This window comes from Pedobacter sp. 10L46_2, from assembly GCF_056395165.1.
In genome coordinates this window covers 17,412-35,220 of the sequence record NZ_JBFTIZ010000052.1, presented here as the reverse complement: position 1 = coordinate 35,220, position 17,809 = coordinate 17,412, and the positions used below count along the sequence as shown (strand labels likewise).

General features: G+C 35.9%; 12 protein-coding genes and 1 pseudogene. 1 reads left to right on the top strand and 12 read right to left on the bottom strand.

All coding sequences use genetic code 11. The annotated features are described in order from the left end of the window. The 3 genes and pseudogenes from AC1DDX_RS08195 to glmS all read right to left on the bottom strand — a co-directional run. Positions 1-2,352 carry a GumC family protein gene (locus AC1DDX_RS08195; RefSeq protein ID WP_337718127.1) on the bottom strand — a complete coding sequence of 784 codons (2,352 nt, stop codon included), beginning with the start codon at positions 2,350-2,352 and terminating at the stop codon, positions 1-3. Between the two features lie 27 nt (positions 2,353-2,379). Further along, complete coding sequence (locus AC1DDX_RS08190; RefSeq protein ID WP_048903529.1) at positions 2,380-3,183, bottom strand: polysaccharide biosynthesis/export family protein; 804 nt, start codon at positions 3,181-3,183, stop codon at positions 2,380-2,382. Between the two features lie 436 nt (positions 3,184-3,619). After that, positions 3,620-5,398: pseudogene (gene glmS, locus AC1DDX_RS08185) on the bottom strand (glutamine--fructose-6-phosphate transaminase (isomerizing)); the annotation flags it as partial. A 662-nt stretch (positions 5,399-6,060) separates the two neighbouring features. Between glmS and AC1DDX_RS08180 the strand changes: the two are divergent. Beyond that, positions 6,061-7,887, top strand: a complete 1,827-nt coding sequence (locus AC1DDX_RS08180) for an acyltransferase family protein (RefSeq protein ID WP_337718123.1) — start codon at positions 6,061-6,063, stop codon at positions 7,885-7,887. Positions 7,888-8,232: 345 nt separating this feature from the next. Here AC1DDX_RS08180 and AC1DDX_RS08175 read toward each other — a convergent pair whose 3' ends face one another. The 9 genes from AC1DDX_RS08175 to AC1DDX_RS08135 all read right to left on the bottom strand — a co-directional run bounded on the left by AC1DDX_RS08175 (position 8,233) and on the right by AC1DDX_RS08135 (position 17,808). Continuing rightward, positions 8,233-10,164, bottom strand: a complete 1,932-nt coding sequence (locus tag AC1DDX_RS08175) for a polysaccharide biosynthesis protein (protein WP_337718122.1) — start codon at positions 10,162-10,164, stop codon at positions 8,233-8,235. Positions 10,165-10,314: 150 nt separating this feature from the next. Continuing rightward, positions 10,315-11,442 (bottom strand): DegT/DnrJ/EryC1/StrS family aminotransferase, encoded by a 1,128-nt coding sequence (locus AC1DDX_RS08170; RefSeq protein WP_337718120.1) that lies wholly within the window; start codon positions 11,440-11,442, stop codon positions 10,315-10,317. After that, positions 11,442-12,050, bottom strand: coding sequence for an acetyltransferase (locus tag AC1DDX_RS08165; RefSeq protein WP_337718118.1), 609 nt, complete (start codon positions 12,048-12,050; stop codon positions 11,442-11,444). Before AC1DDX_RS08165 ends, AC1DDX_RS08170 begins: the two co-directional genes overlap by 1 nt. After that, positions 12,051-12,653 carry a sugar transferase gene (locus AC1DDX_RS08160; protein ID WP_337718116.1) on the bottom strand — a complete coding sequence of 201 codons (603 nt, stop codon included), beginning with the start codon at positions 12,651-12,653 and terminating at the stop codon, positions 12,051-12,053. It abuts the gene before it with no gap. Then, positions 12,634-13,728, bottom strand: coding sequence for a glycosyltransferase family 4 protein (locus tag AC1DDX_RS08155; protein WP_337718114.1), 1,095 nt, complete (start codon positions 13,726-13,728; stop codon positions 12,634-12,636). Before AC1DDX_RS08155 ends, AC1DDX_RS08160 begins: the two co-directional genes overlap by 20 nt. A gap of 91 nt (positions 13,729-13,819) precedes the next feature. Beyond that, positions 13,820-14,956 (bottom strand): glycosyltransferase, encoded by a 1,137-nt coding sequence (locus AC1DDX_RS08150; RefSeq protein WP_337718112.1) that lies wholly within the window; start codon positions 14,954-14,956, stop codon positions 13,820-13,822. Then, positions 14,953-16,065: a hypothetical protein gene (locus AC1DDX_RS08145; protein ID WP_337718110.1), complete on the bottom strand. Its 1,113-nt coding sequence runs from the start codon at positions 16,063-16,065 to the stop codon at positions 14,953-14,955. Before AC1DDX_RS08145 ends, AC1DDX_RS08150 begins: the two co-directional genes overlap by 4 nt. Before the next feature lie 2 nt (positions 16,066-16,067). Next, positions 16,068-17,294: a right-handed parallel beta-helix repeat-containing protein gene (locus AC1DDX_RS08140; protein WP_337718108.1), complete on the bottom strand. Its 1,227-nt coding sequence runs from the start codon at positions 17,292-17,294 to the stop codon at positions 16,068-16,070. Between the two features lie 13 nt (positions 17,295-17,307). After that, positions 17,308-17,808, bottom strand: a complete 501-nt coding sequence (locus AC1DDX_RS08135) for an acyltransferase (RefSeq protein WP_337718106.1) — start codon at positions 17,806-17,808, stop codon at positions 17,308-17,310. Position 17,809: the final 1 nt, after the last annotated feature.

Genomic DNA, 17,809 nt, shown 5'->3' with positions numbered 1-17,809 from the left:
TTACCCTTTAAAAATTCGTTTCCAGAAACCTTTTTTCGCTATTTCCTCTCCATAACTGCCATAGCCGTAACCATAGCCATAAGCATAGGAATCAGACAGCACGATATCGTTTATTACTATTCCTATTTTTTTCATTTTTTTGGTACGGAACAGATCATCTACAATATGCAGCTGGTTTTTAAGCGTAAACTTATGCCGCACTAAATACAGGCAAACATCAGCATGGGGCTCAAGCAACTGGGCATCGGTAATTATACCTATTGGCGGGGCATCAATAATTATATAGTCAAACTGCGTTCTGAGCTCATCTATTAACTCCTTGGTACGCGGATTTAACAACGTTTCCGCAGGGTTTGGCGGGATAGGGCCAGAACTTACAATAAACAGGTCTTCGTGGATATCCAGAGGCTTTACAATATCCTTAGCGGTAAGGCTTTTGTCGACAACGTAATTGGTAAAACCAACACCATTGGAGGTATTTAATTTACCAGACATACCCGGTTTTCTTAAATCCAGCTCCATCAGCAACACACGCTTTCCGGTAATGGCCAACACATTGCCCAGGTTAATTGCCACAAAGGACTTTCCCTCTCCAGACATGCTGGAGGTAAGCAAAATAACCTTTGTTTTTTCGTTTTCGTTATGGTAAAAGGACAAATTGGTTCTTAATGCCCTGAACTGTTCTGAAATGGCAGACCTTGAATTGTCAGAAACAGCCAGGTTAGCCGAATCATCACTATGGCTAATTTCTCCTAAAATCGGAACCTCTGTGGCTTCAGTAATGTCCTCCTTGGTATTTATTTTATTATTTAAAACATCCAGCAGGTAGATGATCCCAATTGGGATGGCCAGACCCATAAACAAACCAACTAATGCCACTACAGATTTCTTTGGACTAAAAGGCTTAAATTCAGATTTTGGCGGATCAATAGTCCGCGAATTCGCGATATTAGAGGTTTTGGAAATCGCCGTTTCCTCACTCTTTTGCATCAGGTAGATGTATAGCTCCTGCTTAATCTGTTGTTGTCTGGCCAGGTTTAAATAATTTCTTTCGGTAGCAGGTATCTGCTGAACTTGTCCTTCAACCGATTTCATCTGTCCTTGCAACTGCGCCTTGGTAATCTCCAATCCGTTTTTAGTAGAGATCAGATTGGCCAGCATATCCGTGCGCATGTTCTTGATCTGTTTATCCAAATTGGTAATCACCGGGTTCGTTTCCGTTACACCAAGCAATCTTCTGTCGCGGTCTAAAAGCAAGGCATTATACTTATCAATTAATCCCGTAAAAACCATATCTCCCGGCAAAATTGAACTGGGTAGTACGCGGTTTCCACTTTCATCTTTTAAGTATTCCTGCAGATTCGATAGGATACTCAGCTGCGTTTCTACCTTCGACAACTCATTCATAAATGAACTGGTATTTTGCACCAGCAATTTAGATTGCTCGGTCATGTCGGCAAGGTTGTTTTTTTGCTTAAAACCCTGAATGTTCCCTTCCAGGTCACCCAGTTCCGAGCTGATAAAGGCCAGCCTGTTCCTTATAAATTTAATGGTACTGTCGGCAACTTCGTTTTTATCATCAATATTTCCCTGAACGTACTTATGAATGAGCTCGGTTAAAATGTCCTCACCTTTTTTAGGAATGGGGTGATTAATGGTCAGGTCAATTACCGTGATCAGCTTATTTCCAACTGATACGCTCAGGTCGTTCATTAATCCGGCTACCTTCTCATCTATGGAAACAATAGAGAACTTATAGCGTTCATCTTGAACAAAAAGCTGTCCGGGTGTTTTGGTAATGATAAATGTCCCGACTTTAGGGAAAGTGATTTTACCGTTAAACTCTACTACAGTATCTAACAGGCCAGATTTTAGCGAGATTTTGCCATTTTTCAGCAGTTCCAGATCAAAACCTGTTGCTTTAATGGTATCTTCCGGTACAACAAATTGAACTGTAAACGGGCTTTTGTAGATTTCTATGTCGTTAACACGTCCCTTTTTAATATAGGTAATATTAAGGTGCATGTCCTTTACCACCTGTTCCATCAGATACCTGGTCTGCAGAATTTCTGCTTCATTATCTACAGTGCTTTTGGTGCCAAGCAGGCCACCAAGATCACCAAGCGCATCGGCTGCGGCGCCAAGCGCGCTACCTCCCTTTTTTTCATCGTTTACTAAAACCCTTGCCGAAATCCGGAACATAGGGGTGGTGTATCGCAGGTATAAATAGGCCAGGCCTAAACAAACTATTACCGATAACAATATTAATGGCCATTTTCTGATAATCTTGGGCAGTAGCTTGCTAATATCCAGGCCTTCATCTTTTGGAAGTTGATTTGATCTTGTACTCATAGGGGATGATTACTAATGAAAAAATGATTAAAGCCTTGTAATTAAAATAATTAAAACGGAGAGCGCTGATCCGAGTATTGCAAAAGTCTGGGTTCTCGATGCGTTGTTCGCAGCTATACGTGCCTTATTTGGCTCTACGTAAATCACATCGTTCTGTTTCAAATAAAAATATGGGCTGTTAAATAATTCTGAGGAATTCAGGCTAAAGCGGGCGAATTCTTTCTTACCGTTGTTGTCACGGATAAGCAATACATTCTCTCGTTTGCCATAAATGGTGAGGTCGCCGGCAAGGCCAATCGCATCTAAAATGTTAACCTTCTCATTCGGCAAGGTATAAGCTGCAGGTCTTACCACCTCTCCTAATATGGTAATTTTGAAATTTGCGAAGCGTACCTGAACACTGGGATTGTTATAAAGTTCGGCAGCTTTTTTTCTGATAAGATCTCTTGCTTCAAAAGTAGTCAATCCCACAAGCTTGATCTTTCCAATAACCGCCAGTTCAATCTCTCCGTTCTTATCAACCAGATAACCGCTAACCTGCTGCTGACCAATGGTAGATGCTGAACTTGCTCCTAAGGCCTGTCCGGTGGTGGTTTGATTAACCACTGCCGAGCTTAGCGGATCTATTGTAAAAATAGACACAGCAAGTATGTCGTCGGGCTGAATTACAGGGTCTGTAAATTGAGCCGTCTTTTCCATTGCAGATTTATCTGCTAGGGAAATGTCCTGAAAGTACGGGACGTTCTTGGTGCTGACGCAGGAAGTAATAAACAATGTAATTAGCAATCCTGCTAAATTCTTTAAAGGGATACTGGGTTTTCTTTTTCTCATAGGTAGGTAGCAATAGTCTATAATAGGTAGATTCTAAAAAAGTGTTCCGACAAAAAGAGGTGCGTAATTTATTTGAGCAAGTAATTACAAAATCTTGAAGAAAAATGAAAATAAAGACTAAAAAAGGAATGAATATTAAAAAAATCCAAACATAACAGAAACTTAATACATAGTTTATCTTCATTTCACATGCAATCATAAGTAATTACTACGTAATCATCCCAAAAAGCACAATAATTGCAATAAAAAGAGGAATGATTGACCAAATATACTGAGATTATTACAAAAAATTAAGAAAAATCATTAATAAAAGTCACAATTAACATTAAAACAACCATAAATTAACATAAAAAACTTAAAATAAACCACATAAAAAATATATGTAAACAAAAAGGGTCCCAATTGGGACCCTTTAACATCATTAAAATGATTTATGTTACTCTACTGTAACCGATTTGGCCAGATTTCTTGGTTGATCTACATTACAGCCTCTCATTACTGCAATGTGGTAAGACAATAGTTGCAATGGTATAGTAGCCAATAAAGGCAAGAACGCTTCACTTGCATCAGGAATCTCAATGCAATAATCTGCCATTTTTCTAACTTCGGTATCACCTTCTGTTACAATTGCCAAAACAATTCCTTTTCTGGCTTTAACTTCCTGAATGTTGCTGATTACTTTTTCGTAAGATGAGTTTTTGGTTGCAATAACCACAACCGGCATCTCCTCGTCAATTAAGGCGATAGGACCGTGTTTCATTTCTGCAGCAGGATAACCCTCGGCATGGATGTACGAGATCTCCTTAAGCTTTAATGCACCTTCCAATGCTACAGGGAAACCACTCCCTCTGCCTAAGAACAAGCAGTTCCTTGAATCTTTAAATTTAGCGGAGATTTCTTTTATCAGGCCTTCTGATTGCAGTGCTTTTTCAATTTTCTGAGGGATGTTATCCAATTCGGTTAACAACTCTGTTAATTTTGAGCTTGTTAAGGTTCCTTTCTGTTGTGCAAGGTGGAAAGCGATCAAAGTTAACACGGTAACCTGGGCAGTAAAGGCTTTAGTTGAAGCCACACCAATTTCAGGACCGGCATGGGTATACGCACCAGCATGTGTAAGACGTGGAATAGACGCACCAACCACATTACATACCCCGAAAATAGTTGCCCCTTTTTCTTTGGCCATTTCAATAGCAGCCATGGTATCAGCAGTTTCTCCCGATTGAGAGATCGCAATTACTACATCTTTCTCGGTAATGATCGGGTTTCTGTATCTGAATTCCGAAGCATATTCAACTTCAACAGGAATTCTGGAGTACTCTTCAATTAAGTATTCGCCAACTAATCCGGCATGCCACGAAGTACCGCAGGCCACAATGATAATGCGATCTACATTTTTCAGTTTATGCGCAAACTCGCTGATTCCACCAAGCTGCACCCTTCCTTCGTTAGGATAGATACGACCTCTTAAACAATCTCTAACTGAACGTGGCTGCTCATAAATCTCTTTAAGCATGAAGTGATCGTAACCACCTTTTTCAAGCATTTCCAATTTCAAGTTCAGCTCCTGGATATAAGGAGTCTGCACCACGTTATCTAGCCTTTTGATCATTAACTCATCGCGTTTTAAAAATGCGATTTCGTTATCGTTCAGGTAGATCACGTTTTTAGTATATTCTACAATTGGTGTCGCATCAGAAGCGATAAAATATTCACCCTGGCCAACACCGATAACCATAGGACTACCTTTTCTTGCTGCAATCAGCTGATCAGGCTTTGCTTCGTCCATTACAACGATGGCATAAGCTCCGCTCACTTCATGAAGGGCAAGCCTTACTGCTTCCAGCAGGTCGATGTTTTCCTCTTTATAGATTTCTTCAATCAAGTGAATCAATACTTCAGTATCCGTATCACTGTTAAACTCATGCCCTTTGCTGATCAGCATTTCTTTCAGGGTAGCATAATTTTCAATGATTCCGTTATGGATGATGGATAAGTCGCCACTATGCGAAGTGTGCGGGTGCGAATTTCTGTCAGACGGAGCACCATGTGTTGCCCATCTGGTATGTCCGATACCAATGGTTCCAGAAAGGTTTTTGCCTTCAGCAAAATTTTCAAGTTCCTGTACTTTTCCGGCTTTCTTGTATATATTCAAACCGTCATTATTGATTAGTGCTATACCAGCGCTATCGTAACCGCGATATTCTAACCGCTTTAAGTGGTGCTGACGAGCAGTGGCAGCACCACTTAATCATTTCTCCTATCGAAATGACTGGGCAAACTATAGCATGATGTCATTGCAACTTTTTTGTGTTTTTAATACTTAAGCTCCGGAACAATTGTTTCCTTTTGGATAGCCACTTTTTCTGTTATCATTAATTACAACGTGTCGCGCAAGTTCATTGACCTGGACCCTATTTCATTGAACACACTAATTGACTCTGCCAATCATAATCTTTTCATAATGCGTGAAATTTTGCTTTCATTATCATCCACATGTTTCTGGTTAGGTATCTGAAATTCTTTCGAAAGAACAAATGAAAATTCAACTTTATCACGATGGTGACCCTAGATAAACCGTTAGAATTTTCCTGATCCTTGTAATACATCTATTCCAGTTTAATAACACAGGAGTTAATATTTAAACTAACGTCTTGCGCCTATCTGTTTTTGTCAATGAAAATTGACCACATTCTATTTAGAATAGAAACGTATATGAAACAACATCAAACTCCTTCAATTTGAAATTTCCTATTCTTGAATTCTGGAACAATAGTTTTCATTGTTTGCAACTAATTCACTAGCGAACTAGCGATATACACGCAACTTCTTTATATTACAATTTTCATATATTTACCACCCAAAAAGCATCTTATTAATATGGAATTTAGAAATGATATTCAAGGTTTAAGGGCAATTGCTGTTTTACTGGTTTTTACTTTCCATCTTTCGCCTCAAATTTTACCAGGTGGTTTTATTGGAGTGGATATATTTTTTGTCATTTCAGGTTACTTAATTTCATCAATTGTTTTACATAAGATAGATAATAATAAATTTTCTTTGCTAGATTTCTATTATGGCCGGATAAAAAGAATTGTCCCGGCGTATTTAGTATTATTAATTGCATTAGCAGCAATTTCAGCATTTATATTTGTTCCAAGTGATATAGCAGGTTTAAGAAAAGGGCTTTTTTGGTCAGCTATATTTAACTCAAATAATTATTTCGCGACATTGGACAATTATTTTGGAGCATCAAGTAATGAAAATCCAATTTTGCATACTTGGACACTTGCAGTGGAAATGCAGTTTTATCTATTCTTACCTATTCTGTTACTCTTTATAAAAAATAAAAAGATACTAATCCTAACCTTAACAATAATCACTTTAATATTCCTAGGATATGGAACGTTTGAAGTTTTATCCAATAATAAAGGTTCTATGTATTATTCTTTATTAGCCAGAAGTCCTGAATTTTTTATAGGAGTATTAGCAACTTTACTCCCCCTAAGGAATAATAGTTTCGTAAAAAGTAATTCTTTGTGGGTAAGCTTAATTGGAATATTAATAATTGGTGCGAGTTCCTTCTTGATTAATGAAACATCATTTTTCCCTGGAAGTTTAGCTGCTATTCCTTGCATAGGAACTGTATTAATTTTAATATCCTCCAACAATAGAATCAACAGCATACTAGCAAATAAATCATTTGTTTTTCTTGGTGAGGTCTCGTATTCAGTTTATTTATGGCATTGGCCTATAATGGCATTTATTAGGTACTATTATGGTATTAACGATTTTAATACTATTCAAATATTCTTGGTTATTTCATTAACCATTTTACTCTCTTTATTGTCCTATTTTCTTATTGAAAGAACTTTTAGAAACGCCACAGGCGCGAAATTTTATCTTCCTTTTGCATATATTTCTTTTACTATCGTCGCTTTAATAAATTATATTCCCTGGATGAATAAAAAGCTTATAAAACTTCCCATTGAATATATAGCTCCAACGATTGGCTTGGAATCTCATGGAAAGACATTTAAATCAGTTGAGACATATGGCGATACCTCCTATACAGGAAAAAAAATATTATTGATAGGTGACAGTCATGCATTAGGAATGAAGAATTATTTAGATATTTTAGGAAAGAAGAATTCATTCTCTTTTAAAACGGCAACAAATGATAGGTATCCTACATTACCCGGGCTTACACAGGAAACGATTAAAGAACACAGATATTATATCCAATATCAAGACTTAATTAATGAAGTGAACAAGATCATTCCAAAAACAGATATCATTATTTTGCAATTCTCCGGAAGCGGCGAATTATGGATCCCTGCCATAAAAAATTTGATTGATGGTTTAAAATCTAATCAAAGTTTAATTGTTCTTTCTGACTATCCTTCAGTAAATAAAAATCCCGTAAGAGAAAATAGGGGAGTAGTAAAAAATCCTAATAGAAACCAGAATTACGAGATAAGCTTTAAAACAATGTCTCCGCAAATTTTGAAAATTATAAACGCGAATTCCAATTGCTACTATCTAAATCTAGGAAAAAGTAGGGTATTTGAAAATGCTCCATTTTATAGAGACACCCTCATGTACTATGATAAAGGTCATCTGAATGCATATGGCTCTAGGGTTTATGCGGAAAATACAGAGAACGAATTTATGGAAACTTTGAATACTTTAATAGAGAGAAATTAATAAGTATTTCCAATCAATCTAAACTTCAATATCCCGAATCAAATCAACACCTATTTATACCAAATTATAATAAGCAACAGCATACTTAAGGCTATAAACCTTAACTTCTGCCACTAAGAGATATTGGGAGTAACTTTTTGGATCTTATTATATTCAGCCGTGAAGATCCTAAAACTTTCCGTATATAATTTAAATACAGTAAGTGAAATAAAAATAGATCTTAGGGACGGTGCAGACTTTAATGATTAGGCTAAAACAGGATGAAACTTAAATATAAGTGGTAGAATATGTTCATTTCTATCGTAATAAATTACAAATTGAAAATTATAGGACAACACCCCTTTCCTATACAACATCAAACTCTTCAAACTTAGAGTTCTTGCTTTTAAACTCCGGAACAATAGTTTTCATTTGGATAACGACTTTTCTGTTATCGTTGATTACAGCGTGTTCCACAAGTTTATAAATCTGGGCTTCTATTTCATTGAAAACATACTCACGCACTCTGCCAATCATGATCTTTTCATGATGCGTAGGCATGGTGTTTTCATTATCATTCAAAAGCTCCTCGTATAATTTTTCACCTGGCCTTAAGCCAGAGTAAGTGATTTTTATATCTTCATTAGGCACCAAACCTGCAAGACGAATCATCTTCTTAGCCAGTTCAACAATTTTAACAGATTTACCCATATCGAAAACAAAGATCTCTCCACCTTTACCCATGCAACCTGCTTCAAGCACTAACCTGCATGCTTCAGGGATGGTCATAAAATAACGGGTAATCTCTGGATGGGTAACCGTTACAGGGCCACCTTTTTCTATTTGCTGTTTAAACCTTGGAATTACTGATCCATTAGAGCCTAATACATTTCCGAAACGGGTAGTAATAAATCTGGTAATCGGTTTTACATTTAAATCATTAATGTATCCTAATCCATTTGAGAATACAAAATCATTAGTGGTTAAGGAGTTGTTCAATGATTGCACATAGATCTCCGCAATACGTTTAGACGCACCCATTATATTTGTCGGGTTAACTGCCTTATCGGTAGAGATCATAACAAATTTCTGAACACCATGCTTTACCGATAGGTCAGCAATTGTTTTTGTGCCCAGCACATTAGTTTTAATGGCCTCTGCCGGATTATCTTCCATCATAGGCACATGTTTATATGCTGCCGCATGATATACGTAGTGGGGCTTAAAGGTATCAAACAAGAAATTCATACGTTTCTCGTCTTTCACATCGCCAATGAAGGCATGGAAATTAATGTCTTTATGGGTTTCCTCAAGTTCAAGATATAGGTGATGCAAAGCAGTCTCGCTATGATCACATAGAATGATCAAGCCCGATTCAAATTTCAATACTTGTCTTACTATTTCGCTGCCAATAGATCCCGCAGCACCAGTAATTAGAATCCTTTTATCTTTTAATTGATTTTTTATACCCTCAGTATCGATTTGGATTGGCTTTCTGTTTAATAGATCTTCTATGTTGAGGTTCTGAATCTGTGCCGTACTTACATCACCACGCGCCCAAACATCCGGTGGTGGGATATTAAGTATCTTAACATCGTTCTCCAAACAAACATCAACGATTTGCTCTTTTCTATCCGAGGGGATGGTATAAGATGCAAATATCACTTCATCCACTTCGTGTTTGATGATTAAGGTCTCAAGCGTGGCTGCATCAAGAATCTTAACTCCATCAATGGTCTTACCAACCTTCCGCAGATCATCATCAACATAGGCAATGATTGTTTTATTTACCTTGGCATCATGATCAAAAGTTCTCTTGGTAGCAACTCCTGCTTCACCGGCACCATAGATAATTATCCTGATCTTGTCCAGCTTAGCGTTTTTTATGTACATAAAAAAGTACTTTACAATCACTCTGTAGGTTATTAAGAACAGGAAACTAAATAAGGAGTAAATAATTATAGTAACATTGCTAAGAATTCGATCCCCTCCTAATACGATAATAATTGCATTTGAAAAGAAAATTGTAAGAGAACTTAACACTACCGCAAATAGAATTCTGAACGAGTCCTGGGCACTTGTATATCGAACGATACCAGCAAAAGTTTTAATATTAAAAAAAACGAGGGTATTTACCACAACAACAAGTAATACCGATTTATATAAAGCTAATAAATTTATATTTTCTATTATAAAATTATTTTTAAGAACTTTTGCAAGCACGAGTGCAAATATACTCAAGCAAATATCTATTGTGAATATAATCCAGCGCGGTACGATTTCTAGTTTAGTGAACATTCATTGGGCGATTTTTATCCGAAAGCAAACTAACAATAATTAAACCAAATTTTAAATACCCATAAATAGGTATTTATTAAACCATAAAAAATGTAAAGCAAAAAGCCTTAATTAATTAGTAATTAAGGCTTTTTGGTGTTTATAAAATATTTAAAATACCCTTGAGATCCCTTTTATTACTCTCTCTAAATCTTCATCACTTAAATTTGATCCCGAAGGAAGACATAAACCATTGCGGAATAACTCTTCAGAGACTCCATTGCCATAAAAAGGACTAGTTGCAAAAACAGGCTGCATATGCATCGGTTTCCAAAGCGGTCTACTTTCAATGTTGTCTTCTAAAAGTATATTGTAAAGACTCTTTTTGTTAACCCCTTTAGTTTTAGCAGGATCCACATGAATTGTACTCAACCATCTGTTTGAAAAATAACCTTGAGGCTCTTCTAAAACACTTAGGCCTTCAAACACAGTTAATTCTTTTTTATAAAATTCAAAATTCGATCTTCTTTTATCTACGCGCTCCTGCAAAACTTCCATTTGCCCTCTACCAATTCCTGCAGAAACATTGCTCATTCTATAGTTATAACCAATAACACTATGCTCATAGTGATGTGCTTTATCTCTTGCTTGAGTTGCCAAAAACCGGGCTTGCTTAATATATTCTTCCTGATCAGAAATTAAAGCGCCCCCACCAGAGGTTGTAATAATTTTATTCCCATTAAATGAGAGGATACCCATTAGGCCAAAAGTGCCCATCGCTTTTCCATTGATACTTGAACCAAGAGCTTCCGCAGCATCTTCGATAACTGGAATCTCAAATTCGTTCGCAATGGCCATAATTTTATCCATTTGGGCAGGCATCCCATACAAATGTACAGGGATAATCGCCTTAGGCTTGTTGCCTTTTGCAATTCGGTCTGTGATGGCTTCGCGTAATAAATCCGGACACATATTCCAGGTTTCCTTCTCGCTATCTACAAAAACTGGTGTTGCTCCTACATATGAAATAGGATTGGCGCTTGCAGAAAAAGTCATAGATTGACAAATCACTTCATCGCCTGCTTTAACACCCAGCATAATTAAAGCAAGGTGAATCGCAGAAGTTCCGGAACTTAAGGCCGCGGCATATTTTGAACCAGTATAGGCAGCGAGGTCATTCTCAAAGCCATCAACGTGAGGACCAAGAGGGGCAATCCAATTAGTTTTGAAAGCTTCGGTAACATATTTAAGTTCATTATCTCCCATGTGTGGAGAAGAAAGCCATATTTTATCGTTCATTATGTTAGTTTATTGTATTTAATTATTCTTCCAGGATTACCCACTACTACGGCGTAATCTGGAACATCTCTTATCACCACTGATCCGGCACCAATCGTTGCCCATTTACCTATTTTTATTCCTTGTATAACGCTAGCACCAATGCCAATGTGGGTACCTTCTCCTACTGTCACATTTCCCCCTAGAGCAGCCTGCGGCGAGATGTGCACAAAATCGCCAAGATTACAATCATGGTCTACAGAGGAATTAGTATTAACAATTACGTATACCCCAATTATTGAGCCAGCATTAATTGTTGCGTTCGGCATTATGACTGTCCCAATCCCAATTGAAGAATACTTTGATATTGCACTTTTCGGATGAATCGCTACCGCAGTGTTTTCAGGTATTTCACCTGAAATTCTTTTTCTAATCAGATTGCTGCCTATCGCGATGATTACCTTATCAGTTTTCACTTTTTTAAATGCATCAAAATTCCCACGAACAGGGTATCCCATGAATACTTTAAGATCAGGATTTTCATCCCATACTCCATTAATTTGAATGTGAGATTCCAATAATATATCAACTATAACTTTGGAGTGTCCTCCTGCTCCTATAACGTGCATTTAATTTCCAGTAAATTTTTCCATAGTYACTGAGGTATCAGATGATATCCCCTCTTTAACTATCACCTTTTTAATAGTTAACAATATGATTTTCAAATCTAACCAAAAACTTAGATTATCTACATACCATACATCCAATTCAAATTTTTGCGCCCAACCAATCGCATTTCGCCCATTTATTTGCGCCCAACCAGTAATACCTGGGCGAACTTCATGTCGCCTATTTTGGTCTTTTGAATATAGAGGCAGGTATTCAGGGAGTAATGGTCTTGGCCCTACTAAACTCATATCACCTTTAATTACATTCAACAGCTGGGGTATTTCATCCAGAGATGTTTTACGAACAAAGGATCCTGCTGCTGTTAGCCGTTCTTTATCAGATAAGAGCTGTCCATTCGAACCTCTTCTGTCGTTCATAGTCTTGAACTTGATTATCTTAAACAGTTTTCCATGTCTCCCTGGCCTAACTTGAAAAAAAAATGGTTTACCCTGATTGGCTAGAAATAATAACAATGTCACTAAAAAGAGTACAGGCAATAAAAAAAGAAATCCCATTGAAGCAACTATGAAGTCTAAGAGCCTTTTAATTATATTTTTGTACATCTTTTTCTAATCTCTTATATTCAAGTAATAAAGCATCCCAAACAACCTTCTGCTCGTATCTTTCAACGATCATTTTTCTTGAATTACTTTTCAATTTGTTCATTAAATCTCTGTCACTAAGAAGTCTTATCATTCCTTCATATATGCCTTTTTTGTCTTTTGGTGGTATAATGATTCCGTTTTCTCCCTCTATTATTATCTCATTACAACCATTTATATCGGAAACAATTGAAGGAAGCCCCATTGAGCCAGCTTGCATTACCACATTGGGGAAACCTTCTCGGTAACTGGGAAACACTAATACATCAGAAACCAAGAAATAGGGTCGAACATCTGTTTGATAGCCTACGGAAATGATATTGGGATTATTTTCAATCTCCATCAAAGTACTTGTAATTAATGGGTCTAACTCGTGCTCCACTGGACCAACCAATAAGAGTTTAGTATTATTAATTTCATTGCTAATTTTCTTGTAAGCTTCTATGAGTTCATTTATACCCTTATCACCGACCAAACGACCGACAAAAATAAATACAAAATCATTCTTGTCAATCCCCAAAGTTTTTCTTAATTCTAATTTTTGGTTCAGGCTATAATGTTGAGATGAGAAAAAGGAAGTATTTATGCCATTTGAACTCCCATTGGCAATGACGTTTAATTTGTTGGGTGAGGCAAAGCGTTCTTTTACAATAAAATCATATAACCCGTTTGAGTTGGGATACACTGCAGTTGCACAACTATATGTGAATTTTTCCACAAAATTTAATACTCTTCTCTTAACACCCATGGTTTCCATCAGTGGTAATCCCGCTACAGTGTGTAATCGGACTGGCACACCAGCAATCTTTGCTGCAAACATTCCCACAATGCCAGCTTTTGGTGTATGAGTATGGACAATGAATGGTTTTTCCTTCTTAAAAAGTCTAACCATATTCACTAATGAACATAAATCTTTGAATGGTGAAATTACGCGTGTCATCTCTAAACCCACTACTTTAATACCTTCATCTTTCGCAACATCTTCCAATTCACTTCCTGCTGAAGACACCCCTGTAACATCATAGTATTTTGACATAAATTGATGTTGTCCTTTTAAAAGAGTCTTTAACGAAATTGGGACAGTAGTAATTCTAAATAGCTTTAACATTCTTACTTGAAAATATTGATTATCTATTTAATTCGTTGTACAAACTTAATAAGGAGTTGGCCATGCTCGTAACCTCGAAATTATCAATAGCATATTTTCGTGCGTTTTCTATGGTCTCTTTTAAATTACCATTATCGATATCAAATTTTAACCGCTTAAAAGAATCAATTGCATCATTATGATTGTGTGGATCAAAAAAATATTTGTGATACTCATGATATACCGATTCGTCAAACGCAGGAAGATTAGAAGCGCAAATTGGCACTTTCATATATTGAGCCTCCACAAGTACATTTGCAAATCCTTCGATGATGGAAGGGAAAAAAAACATGTTTGCTACAGATAAGTATGTTCCAATATTTGAGTCAAAGCCCGCTAAATAAACATAATCATTCAATTCTAACTCCTCTATTTTTAGCGTAATTGCCGAGCTCAACTCTCCCCCACCTACCAGTATAAGTCTATAGTCATTTTTTTTTGGCTCCAATAATTTAAAACAATCCAATAAGAACATATGGTTCTTTGGCGATCGCATGGAACCAATGTGCAGAATATTAAATCGGCTATTTTTTATAAAATCATTTAAAATTGAACTATCAATAGCCCCGCCACTTAGCTCTATAAAGTCAACGCCATTGTGAATTACTTTAAATTTCTTATTATTATCCCAATTTTTAAAATTAACATTCAAATTTGCACGTGAATGTCCTACTATTCTATCAGCTAGACCGAGAACGATCAATTTATGAAGCTTAAGTTGTTGTTTTAAAAGAAATCCAATAGGAAAAATATTCTTGTACTTTCCAAAACCAACTGGTTTTGAACTATGAATAGACACTATGCTTGATCTATTCATAAAAAAAGCAGCTAATACAAAGCCTCCTGAAGTATAACTGAATCTGCTATGAACTATATCGATTTTATATTTTTTTATTACTTTGAGCAACTGGATGCAATCCAACAAAATACTTCCAGTTTTTTTTATACTTACAATTTCCACACCATTTTCCAGAAATCTCTTTTCCAGTTCCCCATGGGTTTGGAAACAACATATAATTAGGCTATCCCCATTTTTGCCTAAGTAAGGCAGACAATTAAGCAAAGTCTTTTCAACTCCACCCATATTCAATGAATTGACCAGAGTTAGAATTCTCATTTTACAAAATTTAATTTCATACGTTTTTTTAGATAATTATTATTCCAGATGATGTATAAATGATAAAATATAAAGAAGTCAATGTAACCAATGTATGCTATAACATCTGTAAATACCCTAAGGGAAATTGACAGTAGCAACAGGCATAGAAAAGGTGATTTCCAGATTTTCAGCAAAAATGTAAGTAAAATAAGGCCAATGAACATCGCTCCAATGAGTCCAAATTGCGAGTGAACTAATAAATAGGAGTTATGAAAGTTCCCATGATGGAGGGTAAAGGGGTAATGATCCGGTGATATTCCAGTAAAAAAAGTCTGAAGATTAATTCTATCAATATAGTCACGAAGAATCATATCCCTCTCATCCAAATCTATCCCCTTTTCATTGAATTTCCTAAATGCTAAATTGGAGATCTCTGATATTGTATCACTTAAAAGAAGTACAGTTGAAAATAAAGAAATAACGAGGAAAACAAATATTTTATACTTTAGTGGTTTGCTCGAGATTAAGTAAAAAGTAACAGCTGCAAATAGTATTATAGCCCCACCAATCGTCCCTCTTCCAAGGTAACTAATTGCAGCAATTAGAACGACAATTGCAACTTGCAATTTCATTTTATCTTTATTAACATAACACAAAAGATAATAATATACCCCCAAAGACAAGGCTAACCATCCCACAAAATTCTCACTACCACCTGCCAGCATCCCTCTTAAGGTTTGACCTAAAACAAGAGTATAAAAAAAAGTATATGCGACGAAAATATATAATAAAATTTTAATATATAATTGATTAATCCTGTAACGAATTAATAATATTAGCAACGAAAAATGCATAATTAGCCTTAGTGGAATCGTCGTAATGCGACCCTGGAAAGCATAAAGAATAAAGAAAGAATAACCTGCAGTGATTAAAAATAGCATAAACATGCCAATTTTATAATTGACGATGTATTTGAACTGCGTGGCAAAAATTACTAACCCTATAAAAATGAATGCAAAATCAAAAAATGATTTATTTAAAAAGAAAAAGCTTAGGATTTCTAAGGCTAGGAAAAGTGTTACAATTAGTGAAGGTAAATCGAACTGTACTTTTTTTAAAGGCAACATCCTTACTGGTTTATTTTTAGATTTTTATTCTTCAATCTGACTTTTTCAACAAAGGAATTGTCTTTATCAACGATTTTTCCTCCCTTGTCATAAATCATAGGATTACTAATATTTATTTTGGGAATAAATCCCCACTCCATAACCTTTTCTCTTTCCTTAGATGGCCCGAAAATCATTGGGTCACTCTGTCCATACCATTTAGGATTTATAACATTAATACTTCCGTTTAAAATCATATTGTTTGAATTCGGGTTCTTGAGTCTTCCATTAATACGCATTCCCGATTTAGATTTCACATCTATATGATCAGCAATTGTTATTTGAACATCTTTTTTGATTCCTGAGCGTGTCATATTCTTAGGAACAAGTCCAGATAGAATAACTGAAATTCCATCTCCAGCATTATTTTCTGTTACTATTCCGTTGACTTTGATATTTTCTATAATGTCAGACGGGTTATTAGGCTCAATATCAATACCACTTTGCGGAGCAGTGCCATTTGTATTCGATACATACAAATTATCAAGGGTAATATTTCTTCCAGAGGTAATTGAGATCCCATTTCTCCTGTTATTACTAATTCGGGTATAAGATATACTCACTGCTTCACTCGTCACTCCATTATCATTCCCAACATATATACCGTCTCCCCAGCAATTATTTATTTGCCCTCCAATTATCGAAATATTTTTTGAGCCACGTATAGATATCCCCATTCCCCATTCCCCTATCTTACTTAAGTGCTTATTTCTGTCTCCCACAATGTTTGGGTAATAAACTTTAACATTAGCAACGTCAATAATACTTATTATCACGTAATCTTTTCGCTTATTAGGTTTAACTAAGATTCTTGAATTCCTTTGAAATATAAGTATCGAATTATCTCTAAGTTTCAAACCATTTTCATTTATCAGTACTGGAAATGCAGGCATAAGAACAATAGATTGTTTATCAATAGCAGTTTGCAAAAATTGAGTATAGTCAGCGCCACCATTTTGGACATAACCAGCTGGAAGTACCTTTGTCATATCGAATGCTTGTTTTTTCAGCTCATTAGATACGGAAACATATTCTGACGGCACACTCTTTCTTGTATAAAATTGTTGCTGGCCATAAGAATCTAAAACTAGACATATACATCCTATAAATATCAGACTAAAAAATGTCGAATGCATTCTCTTGAATCTAAAAGTTCTATTAGGCAAAGAAATGGAATCAATTACTCTCATGATATTTAATGTTTTAATGAAATTTTTCCTGGTTTTTTAAATTACGATAATGATCTTGATCTCTATATTTAAAAACTTTAGCTGGATGCCCACCTGCAATACCAAAATCAGGGATATCGGTTACAACAACACTTCCGGCCTGAATAATAGCACCTTCACCAATGGTTACCCCTCCTAGAATAATTACTCTATGACCAATCCAAACATTATCCTTAATAGTAACATTTCTTTTAATATATGTTTTATCGTAAGGGATTGCATCTCCATTAATGTTGTGGTTCTGAGCAATAATTCTGCATTCAGCTCCAGAATGAAAATTATCTCCAATTTGTACAATTCCCCCTTTTGATATTAGCATCCCGTTAAAATTTACATTTGAACCTAAATGTACATTTTTATTAACGATGGTTTTTCTATTGGCCTTTACTCTACCTTTATACGATCCGCAACTTTTACGTACCAAGTACGTCCAAAAGTACGATCTAATTTGACTATATAAACTTAATATTTTCATT